13 protein-coding genes and 1 tRNA gene are annotated in these 17,713 nt (G+C 51.9%); 12 read left to right on the forward strand and 2 right to left on the reverse strand.

Translation table 11 applies throughout. From position 1 onward, the window contains the following. Positions 1-246: 246 nt before the first annotated feature. The 6 genes from tsaE (at position 247) to ABNV41_RS00420 (ending at position 10,255) form a co-directional block, all read left to right on the forward strand. Positions 247-717: a tRNA (adenosine(37)-N6)-threonylcarbamoyltransferase complex ATPase subunit type 1 TsaE gene (gene tsaE, locus ABNV41_RS00395; RefSeq protein ID WP_050818844.1), complete on the forward strand. Its 471-nt coding sequence runs from the start codon at positions 247-249 to the stop codon at positions 715-717. Then, positions 714-3,797: a double-strand break repair protein AddB gene (gene addB / locus ABNV41_RS00400; RefSeq protein ID WP_050818842.1), complete on the forward strand. Its 3,084-nt coding sequence runs from the start codon at positions 714-716 to the stop codon at positions 3,795-3,797. Before tsaE ends, addB begins: the two co-directional genes overlap by 4 nt. Beyond that, positions 3,794-7,366 carry a double-strand break repair helicase AddA gene (gene addA / locus ABNV41_RS00405; protein WP_050818839.1) on the forward strand — a complete coding sequence of 1,191 codons (3,573 nt, stop codon included), beginning with the start codon at positions 3,794-3,796 and terminating at the stop codon, positions 7,364-7,366. Before addB ends, addA begins: the two co-directional genes overlap by 4 nt. Before the next feature lie 127 nt (positions 7,367-7,493). Continuing rightward, complete coding sequence (trxA, locus tag ABNV41_RS00410; protein WP_003623364.1) at positions 7,494-7,820, forward strand: thioredoxin TrxA; 327 nt, start codon at positions 7,494-7,496, stop codon at positions 7,818-7,820. 184 nt (positions 7,821-8,004) lie between these two features. Beyond that, positions 8,005-8,910 (forward strand): acetyl-CoA carboxylase, carboxyltransferase subunit beta, encoded by a 906-nt coding sequence (accD, locus tag ABNV41_RS00415; RefSeq protein WP_003623367.1) that lies wholly within the window; start codon positions 8,005-8,007, stop codon positions 8,908-8,910. 7 nt (positions 8,911-8,917) lie between these two features. Next, on the forward strand, positions 8,918-10,255 hold the full coding sequence (locus tag ABNV41_RS00420; RefSeq protein WP_050818834.1) for a folylpolyglutamate synthase/dihydrofolate synthase family protein: 1,338 nt from the start codon (positions 8,918-8,920) through the stop codon (positions 10,253-10,255). A gap of 46 nt (positions 10,256-10,301) precedes the next feature. Here the strand turns inward: ABNV41_RS00420 and ABNV41_RS00425 are convergent. After that, a tRNA-Thr gene (locus ABNV41_RS00425) sits at positions 10,302-10,376 on the reverse strand. 72 nt (positions 10,377-10,448) lie between these two features. Here ABNV41_RS00425 and cysS point away from each other — a divergent pair. Together cysS and ABNV41_RS00435 are read left to right on the forward strand one after the other, a co-directional pair. Then, positions 10,449-11,882, forward strand: coding sequence for a cysteine--tRNA ligase (gene cysS / locus ABNV41_RS00430; RefSeq protein WP_349935117.1), 1,434 nt, complete (start codon positions 10,449-10,451; stop codon positions 11,880-11,882). After that, positions 11,879-12,649 carry an RNA methyltransferase gene (locus ABNV41_RS00435; protein ID WP_050818832.1) on the forward strand — a complete coding sequence of 257 codons (771 nt, stop codon included), beginning with the start codon at positions 11,879-11,881 and terminating at the stop codon, positions 12,647-12,649. Before cysS ends, ABNV41_RS00435 begins: the two co-directional genes overlap by 4 nt. 67 nt (positions 12,650-12,716) lie before the next feature. Here ABNV41_RS00435 and ABNV41_RS00440 read toward each other — a convergent pair whose 3' ends face one another. After that, positions 12,717-13,382 carry an alpha/beta hydrolase gene (locus ABNV41_RS00440; protein ID WP_003623374.1) on the reverse strand — a complete coding sequence of 222 codons (666 nt, stop codon included), beginning with the start codon at positions 13,380-13,382 and terminating at the stop codon, positions 12,717-12,719. A 447-nt stretch (positions 13,383-13,829) separates the two neighbouring features. Here ABNV41_RS00440 and ABNV41_RS00445 point away from each other — a divergent pair, with 447 nt between their 5' ends. From ABNV41_RS00445 to mnmA, 4 genes are all read left to right on the forward strand, one after another. After that, complete coding sequence (locus tag ABNV41_RS00445) at positions 13,830-15,014, forward strand: cysteine desulfurase family protein (protein ID WP_080986720.1); 1,185 nt, start codon at positions 13,830-13,832, stop codon at positions 15,012-15,014. 8 nt (positions 15,015-15,022) lie between these two features. Next, positions 15,023-16,186, forward strand: a complete 1,164-nt coding sequence (locus ABNV41_RS00450; protein WP_050818830.1) for a cysteine desulfurase family protein — start codon at positions 15,023-15,025, stop codon at positions 16,184-16,186. Between the two features lie 77 nt (positions 16,187-16,263). Then, on the forward strand, positions 16,264-16,578 hold the full coding sequence (locus ABNV41_RS00455; protein ID WP_050818828.1) for a ferredoxin family 2Fe-2S iron-sulfur cluster binding protein: 315 nt from the start codon (positions 16,264-16,266) through the stop codon (positions 16,576-16,578). A 27-nt stretch (positions 16,579-16,605) separates the two neighbouring features. Further along, positions 16,606-17,688, forward strand: a complete 1,083-nt coding sequence (mnmA, locus tag ABNV41_RS00460) for a tRNA 2-thiouridine(34) synthase MnmA (protein WP_003623382.1) — start codon at positions 16,606-16,608, stop codon at positions 17,686-17,688. The last annotated feature ends 25 nt before the right edge of the window (positions 17,689-17,713 follow it).

A 17,713-nucleotide genomic window follows, 5' to 3' on the forward strand; every position in this document is an offset into this window, starting at 1 on the left:
CCAATTATGCAGTAAGTGCATACCTATAGATATATAATAATTAAGTGAAGATTAAGAAATTGATAAAAAACGTTAGGTTTTATTGTTAATTTTTTGGAAAAATTCTTCATTAACAATGAAATCTAGAGAAAGTTTGTTTGGTTTGTGATGAATACACTTCTTTGTGAACGCGGAATAGATACAACACAAACCTCTTCTTTTGTGATTGAGGGCAAATCGCTGGGTTGAAGGATGGAGAAAGCTAAAATGGCCAGAGAGATGATTCTGCGAGACGAAGACGCAACAATAAGGTTGGCCATAAAACTGGCAGAATCTGCGCAAGCAGGAGATGCCATTTTGCTTTCTGGTCCGCTTGGGGCTGGAAAGAGCCTTTTTGCGCGTGCCTTTTTGCGTGCGTTTTGTCATGCCCCTCATTTGGAGGTCCCGAGTCCAACTTACACTTTAGTGCAATCCTACGAATCTCCTTCCTGTGTCGTATCGCATTTTGATTTATGGCGCCTAGGTGGTCCTGACGAACTGGAAGAACTCGGATGGGATGAAGCACGAGAAGGCGTGGTGCTTGTTGAATGGCCGCAAAAATTGGAAGATCTGTTGCCCGAAGATGCTTTGAAGCTTGAAATACGTGTTCTTGCTGATGGACAGCGCCAAGCCAGATTGGCCGGATGGGAAGATCGATTGAAAGAGGCAGATCTTGCTGGCGTTGGAACAGACGTATGAAACTCGCAACAATTCCCGCCCATCTTCCTTTTCTTGATCAACTGGCTTTCCGTTGGATCAAAGCTGCAAACCATGACGTAGAAGCAATAGGTGAGGGCATTATTGTATTGCCCGGCAGGCGTGCCGCGCGCGCGTTAACAGAAGCCTTTTTACGCCATATGGATGGTCAGAGTGTATTGTTGCCGCGGATAGTACCGATTGGTGCGTTGGATGAAGCAGAATTAGGGTTGTCTGCTGGTATGGGTGGCGAACTGGCTTTGGATTTGCCCCCTGCAGTTGCTGGTATGACCAGGTTGGCTGTATTAGCTCGGTTGGTTTTGCAGGCAGATAAAGCATTTGGCACACAGCCAACGTTGGATCAGGCATGGCCTCTGGCAAAAGCTTTAGCAGAGCTGATGGATGAAGCGGAGTGGTCTGGTGTCAATTTGGCGGCACGCTTGCCCGAAGCTGTGCAAGAGAATTTTGCGGAACATTGGCAAATTATTTTAAGATTTCTAGAAATTGTAACACAGGCATGGCCAGAATGGCTGAAGGAAAACGGGGTTATGAACCCTGTGGCCAGACAAGTTGCATTGCTGGAGGCACAGGCAGATTTATGGCGCAAACTCGCTCAACAAGGTGATAGTACACCTATATGGGCGGCTGGGTTTACGCATGTTATGCAGCCTACAGTAAAAGTTTTGCAAGCGGTTCTCGAATGTCCTGCGGGCAAGGTTGTATTGCCTGGTTTGGATATGATGATGGCAGAAGAAACCTTTGTTTCATTGCCAGACAGTCATCCTCAGGCAGGTTTGAGTTCTTTACTGAAAAATTTGGAAATCACACGGAATAAAGTGGAAGTTTGGGAAGGAGCAGGAGGTGGATCTGAACGAGCATCTATTCTTGCCCGCGTTCTTCTTCCGGCCGAAGCATTGGGTGATTGGTCATGCCCTGGTGATGCTAAGTTAGAAAATGTTTACAGATTAGATGCTGCTGATCAGCAGGAAGAAGCTGTTGCAATCAGTATGATCATGCGTGAGGCTATTGAAAAACCGGCGCATCGGGTGGCTCTTGTAACGCCAGACCGCGTGTTGGCAGCGCGTGTGGCAACAGAACTGGCACGTTGGGGTGTGCTGGCAGATGATAGTGCGGGTTCATCTTTGGTTGATACACCTGCGGCTGTTCTATTACGCCTTGTTGCGCAAATGGTGGATAGTAAGTTCTCACCAGTTTCTCTTTTAAGTGTTTTAAAACATCCTTTAGTTTCATGTGGTTTTTCATCTGGTGTCTGTCGTGCAACGGCCCGTCTTTTAGAGCGGGCTATTTTGCGCGGTCCAGCACCGCCACCTGGTTTTGCAGCTTTATGCCAAGTGGTGGAAAATGCTTTAAACAACCCTAATGAAAGAGCAAAAGCTAAACTAGAAAGAGGCATTACGGCGGATCGGCCATTTGGCCCGGTTGCATTGTCTGTTTTTATGGAGCGTTTGGCATTTTGTTTGGAACCAGTTCTTGGGTGGGAGTATGATGCCGTAGAAGCACGCGCTCACGCGGATTTAGAGCAGCATTGCGCGCCCGTACCAGATTTGCTGGCAGTATTAATTGCAACAGTAGAGCGTTTGGTTGCTACTGATGAAGAAAGTGCATCAGAGCGTTTGTGGCGTGGTGAAGAAGGCAATATGCTTGCCAGCCAGTTGACAGAACTAATGCTGGCAGCAGAGGTTTTGCCGCCGCAGCCTCCTGTTGTTTTAGATGGTTTGTTAACGGCGGTTCTGGCTCCAGAACGTGTTGCCATGCGCCGGGGTGGAGATCCTAAATCTTTACATCCTCGTGTTTTGATCTGGGGCTTGTTCGAGGCGCGCTTGCAAACGGCAGAAACCGTTATTTTGGGCGGTCTTTCTGAGGGTGTCTGGCCGCCCGTAGTAGATGCTGGCCCGTGGATGAGCCGACCCATGCGAAAAAAAATGGGGCTTCCATCGCCAGAACAGGCTGTAGGTCAGGCAGCACATGATTTTTTTGCAAGTGCAGCAGCAGCTGGCACGGTTGTTCTTTCCAGCGCACGGAGGCGGGAAGGAGCGCCTGTTGTACCTGCTAGATGGCTTACGCGGCTGAATGCTTTTTTGGCGGGACGAAATGGCCATATTCCCAATCATCCTGCTTTATTTTGGTTGAATAAGCTGGATCAGCCATTAGGCCCGGCAACGCCTGTAGCACCACCGCAACCTGTACCGCCAGTTTCGTTGCGGCCACGCCGTTTGAGTGTGACAGAAATAGAAACGTGGGTAAGAGATCCATATGCCATTTACGCAAAACATATTTTGCGACTTGAAGTTTTGCCGGAGTTGGAAGAGGCCGCAGATGCATCTGATTACGGTATGATTGTGCATAAGGCGTTGGAGCGTTGGGTCAAGACATATGGCGTGACATGGCCAGAAAATGCAGAAAAGAAATTATGTGATTTGTTCCATATAAGTTTGCAAGAACACGTTTTGCGTCCGGCATTGCGTGCATGGTGGGCGCCCAGATTAACGCGTATTGCTCAATGGGTGGTGCAGGCAGAAGAGAAGCGGCGTAGCGAGTATGGAACACCGCGTGCCATTCTTACAGAAATTCGCGGGCAAGTGAGTATTATGGATGCACCTGCAGGCAGGTTTGACATTGTTGGTCGCGCAGATCGTATAGAATTAAATGCTGAAGGGCATGTTATTGTGCAGGATTACAAAACTGGCACATTACCATCAACTAAAGATGTTTTGGCTGGTTGGAGCCCACAGCTTCCGCTTGAATCTGCCATGATTCTTCGTGGTGGTTTTAAGGAAGTTCCTGAACATTCAAGAGAAATATCAAATCTTATATACTGGCGCCTGACCGGTGGAGCAGTGCCAGGAGAAGAAGTGGTTGTGCAGGCACGTGATGCGCTTAGTCTTACAGATCTGGCTGAACAGACTTGGGAAAATCTATTATTGCGAATAGCAGCATATGATCAGCCAGATCAGCCTTATCTTTCTCATCCTCATCCTGGCAGAGAACCACGTTTTGCAGATTATGCACGTCTGGCACGTGTGCCCGAGTGGAATGCCGCACGTAAGGAGGATGAGGAATGAGTATATCTGCACAGGAAGCTTTACAAAAAGCTATTGCTCAGGCCAATGCACAACAGGCTTTGGCATCAGATCCTTCAGCTTCTGTTTTTGTGTCAGCTTCTGCGGGAAGCGGTAAAACCAAATTGTTGATTGACCGTCTTTTGCGCTTGATGTTGCCGCGTTTGGCAGAAGATGGTTCCATTCAACCCGGAAGTTCACCAGCTCGTATTTTATGTCTTACTTTTACCAAAGCAGCAGCAGCGGAAATGTCCATTCGGTTGCAAACACGCCTTGGACGTTGGGTAACATTTTCGGATGAAGCGTTAGATAAAGAGCTGGCAGGTTTGTATGTGCCCTGTACAGATGAAACAAGGCGACGTGCGCGGGCGTTATTTGCAGAAGTTCTTGATCTTCCAGGAGGTATGCGTATTGGAACAATCCATGCGTTTTGCCAATCTTTGTTGCGACGTTTCCCTTTAGAAGCTTCCATGAACCCGCATTTTACGGTTATGGAAGAAACAGATGCATCCCTAGCCTTACAAACATGTGTGGAATCTATTTTAGGTCAGCAAAAAGAAGGGGTGATTTCCCCATTAGCAGGTCAGATATCTTTAGGCGATTTTATTTTTATTTCAGGGGTTTTAAGAAAGGATGAAAGATCACACTCTTTATTAAATCTTATTGTACAAGATCCTCATAAGGCTGAATCTGTATTATGTCAGATTTTAGGTTTATCGTCTGATATATTGCACGGGAGTGCCTCTGAACTTCTTGAGAAATTATGTTCTGATTTTCCAGAGGAAGCTAATTTAAAAGAAGGTTTTCAGATCCTTTCCAATGAAGGATCTGAAGCAATAAAAAGAAATGCTTTCTCGCTTTTGGATTGGCTTTCCTTGCCTGCATCTGAGCGCGCGGCGCAATGGCTCGTGTGGCGGAACGGCTTTCTCACAAAAGATGGAAAGTTGCGTGCTGTTGGTTTGATTTCTAAAAAACTTTCTGAAAAATACCCTGATATTGCGCTCTATATTCAAAAAGAAGGTGAACGTATTAATAAGGTAGACGAGCAACTGCGGGCCAGAAACCTTGTTAAGATGGGGAGCGCATTGCTTAAAATGGCTGCTGCTGTTTCTAGTCTGTACACATTACAAAAAGCGAGGTATGGCCAAATTGAGTATGATGATCTTATTGAGCGTGCATTAGGGCTTTTGCGCGAGCCCGGTGCGGCTTGGGTCATGTATAAGCTGGATGGAGGCATAGATCATTTGTTGCTGGATGAAGTGCAGGACACTTCTCCCGAGCAATGGCGTATTGCTGGAGATCTTACAGAAGAATTTTTTTCCGGTCTTGGAAGACGGGATGAAGATGAACCGCCGCGGACCATTTTTGCCGTGGGGGATTATAAGCAATCTATTTACGGATTTCAGGGAGCAGATCCAGATTCCTTTCGTGAATGGAGACAAAGATTCAAAAAACGTGTGCAAGATGCCCATTTGCTATGGCGTGAACCTGAATTAACGGTTTCGTTTAGATCAACAGAGCCAGTTCTTAAACTTGTTGATGCTGTTTTTGCAGATCCAGAGGCAGCCAAAGGCGTGGTGGAAGAGCCAGGCCAAGTTATGGAACATATTACAGCCCGCCCGGGAAAAGGAGGGCGTGTAGAATTGTGGCCATTGGTTGAGGCTGAAGAGAATGAAGATGCTATTAGCCCATGGGAGCCTGCACAAGGTAATGCAACACGCCAGAGCCCACGCCAGAAGTTAGCCGATGCTCTGGCAAGATATATTGCCAGACAGTTAAATCAAAAACCTGTTTTAGGACAAAAACCTTTAACAGCGGGTGATGTTCTGGTTCTTGTGCCGCGTCGCTCCCCATTCGTGGGTATGCTTGTGCGTGCTTTAAAAGGTCAAAATATTCCTGTGGTTACGCTTGTGCGTACGGGGTTGGCTGAACATTTGGCTGTGCAGGATATGTTGTCTTTATGTGCGGCTCTTCTGTTGCCACAAGATGATTTAACATTAGCTTGCGTGCTCACATCTCCTTTGGGGAATATCTCAGATAATAGCTTGATGGCTTTGGCGACGGGGCGTGAAAAAGGAGAACCATTGTGGTCAGCACTGCGCGAACGTCATGCAGAACAATCAGATTGGGAACAGGCTTGGAATTTTCTTAATGGTTTGTTCCGGCAGGTAGATTATTTAACACCGTATGAGTTTCTTTCTGCTGCATTAGGGCCTGGTGGGGCCCGTGCACGTTTTCTTGCGCGTTTAGGGGCCGAAGCAGCGGAGCCAATTGATGAACTCCTTTCTGCAGCAATAAGATATCAGGATCAGCATCCTCCTTCTTTGCAGGGTTTTCTGCATTGGATGCGTCATTCAGAAGAAACCGTAAAGCGTGAAGCAGAATCTGGTGGAGATTCCGTAAGAATCATGACAGCGCATGGTTCTAAAGGATTGCAGGCACGTCTGGTGATTTTGCCAGATACAGTTGGTCTTCCTCGGTTTGAGGACAGATTGTTTTGGGCGCATGATAAAATACACAATATAGATGTGCCGTTGTATGTGCCACGTAATGCTTTATCCGTGGGTTTAACGCGTAATCTCAAAGAGGTTATGCGTGGCCGTGTGGTAGAGGAATATAATCGCCTGCTTTATGTAGCGCTTACGCGTGCGGCAGATCGGTTGGTTGTTTGTGGCTGGAAGCCAGGACGCAATGTGCCTGCAGAAAGTTGGTATGAAAGGTGCCGCATTGGTTTTGAAAAAGCCGGTGCAACAGAAGTAGATTTTCAGGAAGGTGAATGGTCTGGATCCATGCTTCTATTGGAAGAAGCCCCGCAGGAACAAACCGTTACCAAACAGTCTGCGTCGGATTCTATTGATAGCCCTCAGGAAGTAACCACATTGCCGCAATGGATGGGATCAGCCCCGTTGTGGAAACCAGTTTTGCCAGAAGCAGAAAGCCCGCTAGCGCGCCCGTTGGCGCCAAGTAAACCAGATGATGCCATGTTGGGGCCGCTTCCCCCTGTTCGTTCGCCGCTGGATATTGCCGCCGTAACGCCAGCCAAGGCGCGTGAAGCTGCTTTTCGACGTGGTAATCTGGTGCACTCTTTGCTGCAGTTTTTGCCTGCCTGTCCGGCAGAGCAGCAACCTTCCATGGCGCATCAATGGTTGGCACGACCAGCAAGTGGTTTGTCATCACATGAAGCTGCCGAACTTGCACAACAGGTCATTGCAGTTTTGCACCTGCCTGAACTGGTAGATCTGTTTGATCCGTCTGCACGGGCAGAGCAGCGTTTGGCCGGTGTGGCAGGCGGGCAGGTTATTGTGGGGCAGGTTGACCGTTTGCGTGTGCTGCCCAACAAAGTGCTGGTGTGTGATTTTAAAACCGGCCGCCATGCACCGCGTAGAGTGCAGGATACACCCGTTTTATACCTCCGGCAGATGGCGGCTTATCGGGCCCTTCTGCAAGGTATATGGCCTGATCGGCCAGTTGTCTGTGTTTTGGTCTGGACAGAAATGCCGCGCGCGGATGTTCTACCAGATGCGTTGCTGGATAAGTACGCCCCCGGCATTTTGCCAGAAGCTGTATCTTGACCGCAGCAAGCGCAACCTTAAGTGTTAGAAAGAGTTGGGTAGAAAGCCGTTTCAGCTTGTTACCCTGTATTGGTAAAGGCAGTTCACGGCATGCAGGCGCGTGCCGGAGAGTTTAAGGAACCAGAAAATGAGTGAACACACGCTTGCTGTCAGCGATTCCAGCTTTGATAAAGATGTTCTCAAGGCGTCTGGCCTTGTGCTGGTAGATTTCTGGGCAGAATGGTGCGGCCCTTGCAAGATGATTGGCCCAGCGCTGGAAGAAATTGGCAAGGAATTTGCCGGTAAGGTAACCGTTGCCAAAGTGAATATTGACGATAACCCAGAAACACCCAATGCGTATCAGGTGCGCAGCATTCCTACGCTTATGCTGGTGCGCGATGGTAAGGTTGTAGATAAAAAAGTGGGTGCCCTGCCCAAAAGCCAGTTGAAGGCATGGGTTGAAGGCGCTCTGTAATCAGAGCTTCAATATAGCCTGAAGTTTAAGGGTAAACTGTAAGCTTCAGGCTTGTTTTCCGCAGGGGCATCTGGCCTGTAGGTTCTCATAAAACTTGGCAGATAGGTTCAGCCAGCGTAATGCAACGCGTGCTGGGCCATATATTTGTCCCTGCAATTTGTATTGTGCAGTCACAGGGTTCAAAATGAGCTGGATCACCGAATATGTTCGTCCCAAAATTCGCGGCCTGCTGCGTCGGGATGTGCCGGATAATCTGTGGACGACCTGTGACTCATGCAGCCAGATGATTCTGACCAAAGAGCTGCACAAGGCATTGAATGTGTGCCCCCATTGTGGGCACCACATGCGTGCACCGGTTATGGACCGTCTGAAATGGACGTTTGATAACGGGGATTTCACCCGTATTGAGCTGCCTTCTGCTCCGGTTGATCCGCTAGGGTTCCGCGATCAGAAAAAATATACAGATCGTCTTAAGGATGCGCGCGCAAAAAGCCATCTAGACGAATCGTTGATTGTGGCCCACGGCACCATTGGCGGCCATCAGGCTGTTGTTGGCGTCATGGCGTTTGAGTTCATGGCAGGCACCATGGGGGCTGCGTTTGGTGAACGCTTTGTGGCCGCAGCGCGTTTGGCCATTCTTCAAAAGGCTCCTCTGGTTATCTTCACTGCTTCTGGCGGCGCACGTATGCAGGAAGGCGTTATCAGCCTGATGCAGATGCCTCGTACCACTGTAGCGGTTGAAATGCTTAAAGAAGCTGGGCTGCCTTATATTGTGGTGCTTACCAACCCAACCACAGGTGGCGTTACGGCCTCCTTTGCCATGTTGGGTGATGTGCAGATGGCCGAACCCAATGCGCTGATCGGTTTTGCTGGCCCGCGTGTTATTCAGGATACGGTGCGCGAAAAGCTGCCAGAAGGCTTCCAGCGCTCCGAATATCTGCTGGATCACGGCATGCTGGATATGGTGGTGCAGCGTAAGGATGTGCCCGCAACATTGGCCCGTGTGATCGGGCTGCTGATGCACGCACCTGCAGATGTAAAAGCACCGCCGCCGCGCCCGCAGGCACCAGCTCCCGCCGCCGCAGAGTAATCCTTTCATGACAAAAGCAGCAGCTTCCAGCCCCACAGCAGAATTCACGGGCCGGACAGGCGCGGTGTTGGAACGGCTGAATAACCTGTATCCGGCACTTATTGATCTTTCCTTGGGGCGGTTGGAAGCACTGCTGGCAAAGTTGGGGCACCCGGAAGAAAAGCTGCCCCCAGTTATCCATGTTGCTGGCACAAACGGGAAGGGCAGCACGTGCGCCACTCTGCGTGCTATTGGTGAGGCCGCAGGCTGGCGTGTGCATGTGATGACATCCCCACATTTGGTGGATGTGACGGAGCGGTTCCGTATTGCCGGTAAATTGGTGAGCGAATCGGAACTGGTTGCCACGCTGGAAGAAATCGAGCGGGTAAATGATGGCGCGCCCATTACCGTATTTGAAGTTCTGACAGCCGCTGGCTTTCTGCTTTTTTCCCGTCACCCGGCTGACTTGGCGATTATTGAAGTAGGGCTGGGTGGCCGGTGCGATGCCACCAATGTGCTGCGTAAACCTGCTGCGTGTATTGTCACCTCCGTCTCGCGTGATCACGAGGCGTTTCTGGGTGACACGCTGGAAGCTATTGCCGCAGAAAAAGCCGGTATTTTCAAGCCGGGCGTGCCTGCCATAACAGGCAATCAGCCAGAAGCGGTTATGAAGGTTTTGCAAGCGCAGGCAGATAAGGTGGGTGCACCGCTTTATCGGCGTGGGGCTGAATGGTCGATTTCTCCGCAGAATGGTGCGGAGTTGAGCACGGCTGAACTGACGTTTAAAGATAAGGCCGGGGAACTCACATTGCCGCAGCCCGCATTGGTGGGGCCGTGGCAGGTTGAAAATGTAGGGCTTGCTGTAGAAGCATTGCGTGTTTCTGGCCTGCATGTGCCAGAACAGGCATGGCAGGGCATTAGCCGCGTGAACTGGCCTGCACGTATGCAGCAACTCCACGGCAAGTTGGCCTCTCATCTGCCCAAGGGGTGGGAGCTCTGGCTGGATGGTGGCCATAACCCCGGGGCTGGCAATGCTCTGGCGCAGGAACTGGCGCATTGGAAAGATCAACCCCTGCACGTGCTGGTGGGAATGAAGCAGACCAAGGATGCCACGGGTTTTTTAAACCCGGTGCTGCCGTTTGCGTCTAGCGTTTGGGCTATTTGTGAGCCTCAGCAGCATTTGGCATTGCCGGTAGAAGCTATTGTGGAGGCTTCTGGTGGAAAGGCTCAGGTAGGGCCAACGCTGGTTGATGCGCTTGATGCATTGGTAGCCCAAAATCCACAACCGCGTGCAAGAGTGCTGATTTGTGGCAGCTTGTATCTGGCTGGTGTTGCGCTCAAGCAGGATGGATGGGTGGCCGCGTAAAACCGCCTACCTGCTATTTACCGCCAAATTTTTCAGTGGGAAAAAGTGGTGCCCCCAGTAGGATTTGAACCCACGACCTACCGCTTACAAGGCGGTTGCTCTACCACTGAGCTATAAGGGCACTGATGCGTATTTCGCAGGGGCAGAATTAAGCTGAAACCACCCCCACTCGTCAAGACCTGTTTTTGTGTTGATGAAAGGTTTTTTGGGGGCGCAGGATATTGCATCCAAACCGCTGCTGGCGCATCTAGGCTGCATGCCGCACTCTCATCTTCCTCCTCACCCAGTTCTATCCCTGCACGATAGCCAAAGTCGTGCCACGGTGCCGTTTACGCCTATCGATCCGGCACATGTAAAAGTCTATTACTGTGGACCAACAGTGTACGACTTGGCCCATATTGGCAATTTGCGGGCCATGCTTACGGCAGATGTGCTGGTGCGCCTGCTGCGGCATGTTTATCCGCGCGTGACATTTGTGCGGAACATCACGGATGTTGATGACAAAATTACCGCACGAGCCCGCGCGAATGGAGAGGATATTGGCTCTCTCACCCAGCGCACTACGGAAGAGTTCCATCAAGATCTGGCATCCATGAATGTGCTGCCGCCGGATATAGAGCCACGGGCCACGCATAATATTGGTGAAATGCAGGCCATGATTGCGCGGCTGATCGAAAACGGCCACGCGTATGAGGCCGAAGGACATGTGCTGTTTTCGGTCGGTTCGTTCCCGTCCTATGGCGCACTTTCTGGCCGCAACCCAGAAGAGCTGGAAGCTGGGGCTCGTGTAGAGGTAGCCCCCTACAAAAAAGCGCCGGGTGATTTTGTGCTGTGGAAACCATCGGACGCAGACCAGCCGGGGTGGGATAGCCCTTGGGGTCGTGGCCGACCAGGTTGGCATATTGAATGTTCTGCTATGTCTCATCGTTACCTGGGAGATAGCTTTGATATTCATGGTGGGGGATCAGATCTTCTGTTCCCGCATCATGAAAACGAACGTGCCCAGAGCTTGTGCTGCTTCCCTCATGGCAAGTTTGCCAATTACTGGGTGCATAATGCCATGCTGCTGGTTGAGGGTGAGAAAATGTCCAAGTCTTTGGGCAACTTCCTCACCATTCGGGATGTGCTGGCACAGGCACCGGCAGAAGCTCTGCGGCTGTTGCTGTTGGGGGCGCACTATCGCTCCACCCTGAATTATACGCAGGCCGGTTTGCAGGAAGCGCGTAAAACGCTGGATCGGTTCTACCGTGCTCTTGCTGCAGGGCCTGTGCCAGAAACAGATGTGCCAGAGGGCGTGATGCAAGCTCTGGCGGATGATCTGAATACACCTAAAGCCATTGCAGAACTGCACGCTCTTGCAGCGCAGGCTCTGGCCGGAGACAGGCAGGCCGCAGGTGCCCTTAAAGCGGGTGCAGGCATGCTGGGGCTTTTGCAGAGTGACCCCGAACAGTGGTTCAAAGGCGATGCCTCTGATGAAGATGCTGCAATTGAAGCCCTGATTAACGAACGTCTGGCTGCGCGCAAAGCGCGGGATTTTGCAAAGGCAGACACACTGCGTGATCAGCTTCAGGCTCAGGGCATTGTGCTGGAAGATACTAAAGACGGCACAAGCTGGAGGCGGGCATGACCGGTCGGGATGGGGGCGCCCCTCTGGAGCCAATAGGCAATACGCCTGTTGTTATTCTGGTGCGCCCGCAAATGGCGGAAAATATTGGCACCACAGCGCGCGCCATGGCCAATGGCGGCCTTTTTCATTTGCGGCTTGTCAGCCCGCGGGATGGATGGCCGCAAGAACGCGCATGGCGTGCTTCTTCCGGGGCAGACCGGATTCTGGAAGCCGCAACGGTGCATGAGAGTGTAGATGATGCTGTGGCAGACTTGCACCATGTGTACGCAACATGCCCACGCCCGCGGCATATCATCAAGCCTGTGTTAACGGCCCGAGGTGGTGCGGCGGAATTGCGTGCGGCAACAGGTCGCGGGTTAAAAGTGGGCCTGATGTTTGGCCCCGAACGCGCTGGCCTTGATAATGAGGATATGGCGCGGGCAGATGCGCTTATTCGCTATCCGCTCAACCCGGCTTTCATGTCGCTTAATCTGGCGCAGGCCGTCATGATCATGGCGTATGAATGGTGGATGGCGGAGGATCAGACCCCTCCGCGTGAACTCATGACGAATGAGACCCATGTGGCGACCAAAGGGGAGCTGGAGAACTTTCTGCAACATCTGGAGCGTGAGCTGGATGGCTGCGGTTTTCTGCGGAATGAGCAGAAGCGCCCCGGTATGGTGCGTAACCTCCGCCACTTTTTTACACGTGGTGAAGTAACAGAGCAGGAACTGCGCACACTACATGGCGTTGTACGAGAACTGGCGCATCCACGCCGGAAAGACTGATAGTTTTTAAGAGAAATGTATCTGCTGCCAGCCCATAAGAAGTGGCTGGCAGCAGTAAAGCGGCTTTTTAGTCTGCCGCCAGAGGCATGTTGTGGTGTGCCATGGCCTTGGTTACGTGGTCTTCCACCGCGTTGGTGATCTTATCTACCTGTTTGGCAAAGATATGATCTGCTTCGGGGAAAACCCGGTAATCAACCGTCACACCTTTTTGGGTGTTCAGCTTATCCACCAGTTTATGAATGGCAGGCTCTGGGGCCATATCATCCTTGCCGCCGGCAATCATCAGGCCGCCGCAGGGGCAAGGTGCCAGAAAGCCGAAATCATAATGCGCGGCAGGTGGTGCAATGCTAATCCAGCCGGTAATTTCCGGGCGGCGCATCAGCAACTGCATGCCAACAAAAGCACCAAAAGAATAACCGGCAATCCACAGCCCGCTGGCATTGGGGTTAACCATCTGCATCCAGTCTAGCGCTGCGGCAGCATCTGAAATTTCGCCAATACCGCCATCAAACCGTCCCTGAGAACGGCCAACCCCGCGCGAATTGTAACGCATGACGGAAAAGCCCATCTTTTCGAACGTGCGATACAGCGCATAGGTAATGCGGTTGTTCATGGTGCCGCCGTGCAGCGGGTGAGGGTGCAGCACGAGGGCAAGCGGGGCGTTGGGCTCGTTTGAATGGTGATAGCGCCCTTCAAGACGACCATCAGGGCCGGCAAACATAACCTCTGGCATTCGGGTTCCGCTTGATCATGGAAAACGTCCGTGGGCATGACGTTTCCGGGTTCTGTAAACAGGTCTGATTAAAAACGATGCCACGTTTCTAATCAGGCCATGCGGGGCAGAGGCCGCGCAGTTAAATGTTCAACACACCTTTCTTTTCCGTTTGTGGGGAGAAAACGGAAAAGAAAGGTCTTTCAGGTATATGGTGTCTCTGATGTGTAGAGAAAATAGCAGAAGATGTTTTCTGCCGTTGACCTGAGAGAAGACACAGGCATAATCATGCACCGAGATTCCGTGGAGATCGTAATGCGTGGGGGAAGTCTTTTCTCCCAGCGTGATGGGGCATGCTGCACCTCGTGGTGTTGACCATGCGGCTTTCTATAGCGGCTGTGGTGCCAAGATTTCCACATAAATCGTTATAATGGCTGTTTTTAGCCCTTTTGGGTATGGCATGTCTGTGTGGCAGGCGATCTGATTCGGGGCATCATGACAAGCAGAACAGAAAGAAACAGCAGTGGTTCGGATGTGGTCTATCTGGACGCCAATGCAACAGAGCCCTTGCGCCCCCAAGCGCGGGACGCGTTGCTGGAAGCTGCTGATTTAACAGGAAATCCATCTTCCGTGCATCGCGCAGGCCGTAAAGCCCGCGCGTTATTGGAGCAAGCCCGTAATACGGTTGCACGTTATCTGGATGTAGCGCCGCTAAACTGTATTTTTACATCAGGCGGCACAGAAGCTAACGTGCTGGCCATGAGGGGACTCGGCCAAGGACGCCGATTCCTGATCGGCCGCACAGAGCACGATGCTGTACGCAAAGGTGCGCCAGAAGATGCGCAAGTGGCATGGTTGGATGTAGATACCAACGGTCAGGTGCAGTTGGATAAGCTGGAACAGGCGCTGGCGCAGGACAAAACACCCGCCTTTGTGTGTTTGATGCTGGCTAATAATGAAACAGGTGTCCTGCACCCGATTGATGATGTGGTTTTGCTGTGCCGGAAGTATGGCGCGCATTTGCATGTTGATGCCGTGCAGGCTGCCGGACGTTTGCCACTTTCTGTTGAAAACAGCGGAATCGATAGTCTTGCATGTTCAGGCCACAAAATGGGTGGGCCAAAAGGGGCAGGGGCTTTGTTACTGCGTGGTCCGGCACCTGCGCGTGTGTTGCCGCTATTTGAGGGCGGAGGGCAGGAGCAGGGCCGCCGTGGCGGAACACCGCCTCTGCCTGCCATTGCAGGACTGGCGGCAGCCTTGGGGGCCGCATTGGAACAGTCACGAGATCTGGCCCCGTTGCGGAATAGTATTGAACAGGCGGCTGTGGCTGCAGGTGCAAAAGTGTTTGGGGCAGACGTGCCACGGTTGAATAATACCACCTCTCTGGCATTGCCGGGCAAGCGCGCACAGGCGCAACTCATGCGGTTAGATCTGGACGGTATTTGTGTTTCGGCCGGTTCAGCCTGTTCTTCCGGTAAAGTGGCGTTTTCACACGTGTTGGAAGCCATGGGAGCAGGAGATCTGGCCGGGCAAGCTTTACGTGTTTCCTTGCCGTGGAATGTGACAGAGCAGGATGTTGCCCGCTTTATCGAGTCTTACACTCGTATGGCACAAAGCTCGGCATCTATTGGGCTTGTGGATTCTGTGGTGTAATTTCGGGCATGGCTTCATCCATTTATTTTGATCATGCAGCCACCACACCGTGTGATCCGCGTGTACGAGCCGTATTGCTGGACGTTCTGGACCATGAAAATGGTAACCCCCATAGCACAACACATGAAGCCGGAATGCGCGCGGCAGACAGGGTGTCCCATGCACGTCATCAGGTTGCCAATCTGATAGCGGCAGATGCCAAGGAAATCATTTTTACATCGGGCGCTACAGAAGCCAATAATCTGGCCATTAAAGGGGCTGCGCGCCACTTGGCCGCACAGGGTAGCCCGCGTAAACGCATTATAACTGTAGCAACAGAGCACAAATGTGTTCTGGAAAGCGTGCGGGATCTGGCGCAGGAAGGGTTTGAACCTGTTGTGCTGCCAGTGGATACTAACGGCCTGCTTGATCCATCTGTGTTGCAAGAGGCGTTAAAAGTGCCCACAGCCCTTGTTTCCATTATGGCCGCGAATAATGAAACAGGCGTGCTGCAAGATATGTCTGTTCTGGGCCATTTGGTGAATGAGGCAGGTGCTCTACTGCATTCTGATCTGGCACAGGCCGCGGGAAAAATTCCTGTAGATGTGCACGCTTGGGGCTTGGCTCTGGCTTCTGTTTCCAGCCACAAGCTGTATGGCCCCAAAGGTGCTGGGGCATTGTTTGTGCGGCGTCGGCCACGGGTGCGTTTGGCAGCGCTGTTTTCTGGCGGAGGGCAGGAACGTGGTGTGCGTTCTGGCACTGTCCCCGGTTTTCTGGTGGCTGCGTTTGGCGAAGCCTGCCAGATTGCAAAGCAGGAGCTGGATACCGGCTTTGAGCATTTATCCATGTTACAGCGCATTTTTCTAAATAAGCTGGATACAATATTGCCGGGGTGTGAGGTTAACGCAGCATCGGCCCCACGTTTGCCGGGTATTTTTAATCTGCGTTTGCCTGCAGGGGTTCCTGCGCTGGATGTTGTGGCGGTTATGCCTGATCTGGCTGTTTCTTTGGGTTCAGCCTGTTCTTCGGCAGAACTGGCCCCATCTTATGTGCTGGAAGCAATGGGATTGAGTAGAGAAGAAGCGGGAAGAAGCTTGCGTCTGTCTCCCGGACGTTTTACCTCAGCCGCCGAAGCAGAACGCGCGGCAGACAATTTGGCGCAGGCTGTCTTGCGGGTGCGCAGTGTAACGTAAGTTACCAGGTTGCAGCCCAACAGAACGCCATACCCCCATATGCCGCAATGAAACAGCCTTTGGCAGGATGGAAACCAATGCCCCAGATGACATTTGTTGAACAGGACGGAACAGAACACAAAGTGGATGCGCCGGTTGGCCTTTCCGTGCTGGAAATTGCCCATAAGCACGGCATTGACCTTGAAGGCGCATGTGAAGGTTCTTTGGCCTGTGCAACATGCCATGTGATTGTAGACCCAACTTGGGCACCCAAGCTGGCAGCCCCTACGGATGATGAGGAAGATATGCTGGATCTGGCTTTCGGGCTGGAAAAGACATCTCGCTTGGGTTGTCAGATTGTCATGACAGAAGCGCTGGATGGTTTGGTTGTACGCCTGCCCAGCAAGGCCTGAAGCCGTTTTTAAAAGGATATAGCGCTCATGCGTATACTTGTTGCCATGTCTGGTGGGGTGGATAGCTCTGTTGTAGCTGCCCGCCTTCTGGAGGAAGGGCATGAAGTTGTGGGTGCTACCTTGCAGCTTTACGATTCGCGCGGGGCTGCAAAAAAAGGTGCGTGCTGTGCGGGGCAGGATATTCGTGATGCCCGCGCAGTGGCGGACCTTCTGGGCTTTCCGCATTACGTTATTGATGCGGAACGCCGCTTTAAGGATAGCGTTATAGAGCGTTTTGCGGATGCTTATGCATCAGGTGAAACGCCAGTGCCCTGTGTGGCGTGTAATCAGGGTGTAAAGTTTACAGATTTGCTGGGCCTTGCGCGTGAAATTGGCGCAGATGCCATGGCAACAGGTCATTATGTCCGCCGCGTAGAAGGGCCAGATGGTGCAGAACTGCACCGCCCATGTGATGAAGACCGGGATCAGAGCTGGTTTTTATTCGCTACAACGCGGGATCAGCTTGAGTTTTTGCGTTTTCCGTTAGGTGATATGCCAGACAAGGCAGCCGTTAGAAAAGAAGCCGAGCGCTTTGGTCTGGTGGTTGCAGGCAAGCCCGATAGTCAGGACCTGTGCTTTGTAAGCGATGGCTCCTACGTGGATCTGGTGGAAAAAATGCACCCCGAAATGGCAGGTCCCGGTGAAATTGTGGACCAGCAGGGGCAGATTGTAGGCCAGCACGAAGGCGTTATGCGGTTTACCGTGGGGCAAAGCAAAAGGCTGGGGAATGCCGCACGCCTGAATGGTGAGCGCCAGATGGTGGTTGGTGTAGAACCAGGCCGCAGGCGCGTGATTATTGGCCCGCGGGAAAAATCCTTTGTTACAGCGCTTTCTGTGCGGGATGTGAACTGGCTGGTAGATGCACCACCAGAAGGCTTAGTGTGCCGTGTGCAAATGCGCGCGCGTGAGGAGCCTCGGGCTGCCCGCGTGGTGCCCACACCAGATGGCGCCATGGTGTATCTGGAAGAACCAGCCATGCCCGCACCCGGGCAGGCCTGTGTATTCTATCAGGGCACACGTATTCTGGGTGGTGGGTTTATCCGCCGTATGGAAGAAACTGTTCCAGCGTAAACTCTTAGGTTAAAGGGCACGAATG

Source organism: Acetobacter sp. A11-2, from assembly GCF_040208445.1.
Lineage (GTDB): Bacteria > Pseudomonadota > Alphaproteobacteria > Acetobacterales > Acetobacteraceae > Acetobacter > Acetobacter oryzoeni.

Excerpts from the sequence above, each read along its gene's own strand:
- tsaE (WP_050818844.1), top strand. The coding sequence starts at position 247 with ATGGCCAGAGAGATGATTCTGCGAGACGAAGACGCAACAATAAGGTTG.
- addB (WP_050818842.1), top strand. The coding sequence starts at position 714 with ATGAAACTCGCAACAATTCCCGCCCATCTTCCTTTTCTTGATCAACTG.
- addA (WP_050818839.1), top strand. The coding sequence starts at position 3,794 with ATGAGTATATCTGCACAGGAAGCTTTACAAAAAGCTATTGCTCAGGCC.
- trxA (WP_003623364.1), top strand. The coding sequence starts at position 7,494 with ATGAGTGAACACACGCTTGCTGTCAGCGATTCCAGCTTTGATAAAGAT.
- accD (WP_003623367.1), top strand. The coding sequence starts at position 8,005 with ATGAGCTGGATCACCGAATATGTTCGTCCCAAAATTCGCGGCCTGCTG.
- ABNV41_RS00420 (WP_050818834.1), top strand. The coding sequence starts at position 8,918 with ATGACAAAAGCAGCAGCTTCCAGCCCCACAGCAGAATTCACGGGCCGG.
- cysS (WP_349935117.1), top strand. The coding sequence starts at position 10,449 with ATGAAAGGTTTTTTGGGGGCGCAGGATATTGCATCCAAACCGCTGCTG.
- ABNV41_RS00435 (WP_050818832.1), top strand. The coding sequence starts at position 11,879 with ATGACCGGTCGGGATGGGGGCGCCCCTCTGGAGCCAATAGGCAATACG.
- ABNV41_RS00440 (WP_003623374.1), bottom strand. The coding sequence starts at position 13,382 with ATGCCAGAGGTTATGTTTGCCGGCCCTGATGGTCGTCTTGAAGGGCGC.
- ABNV41_RS00450 (WP_050818830.1), top strand. The coding sequence starts at position 15,023 with ATGGCTTCATCCATTTATTTTGATCATGCAGCCACCACACCGTGTGAT.
- ABNV41_RS00455 (WP_050818828.1), top strand. The coding sequence starts at position 16,264 with ATGCCCCAGATGACATTTGTTGAACAGGACGGAACAGAACACAAAGTG.
- mnmA (WP_003623382.1), top strand. The coding sequence starts at position 16,606 with ATGCGTATACTTGTTGCCATGTCTGGTGGGGTGGATAGCTCTGTTGTA.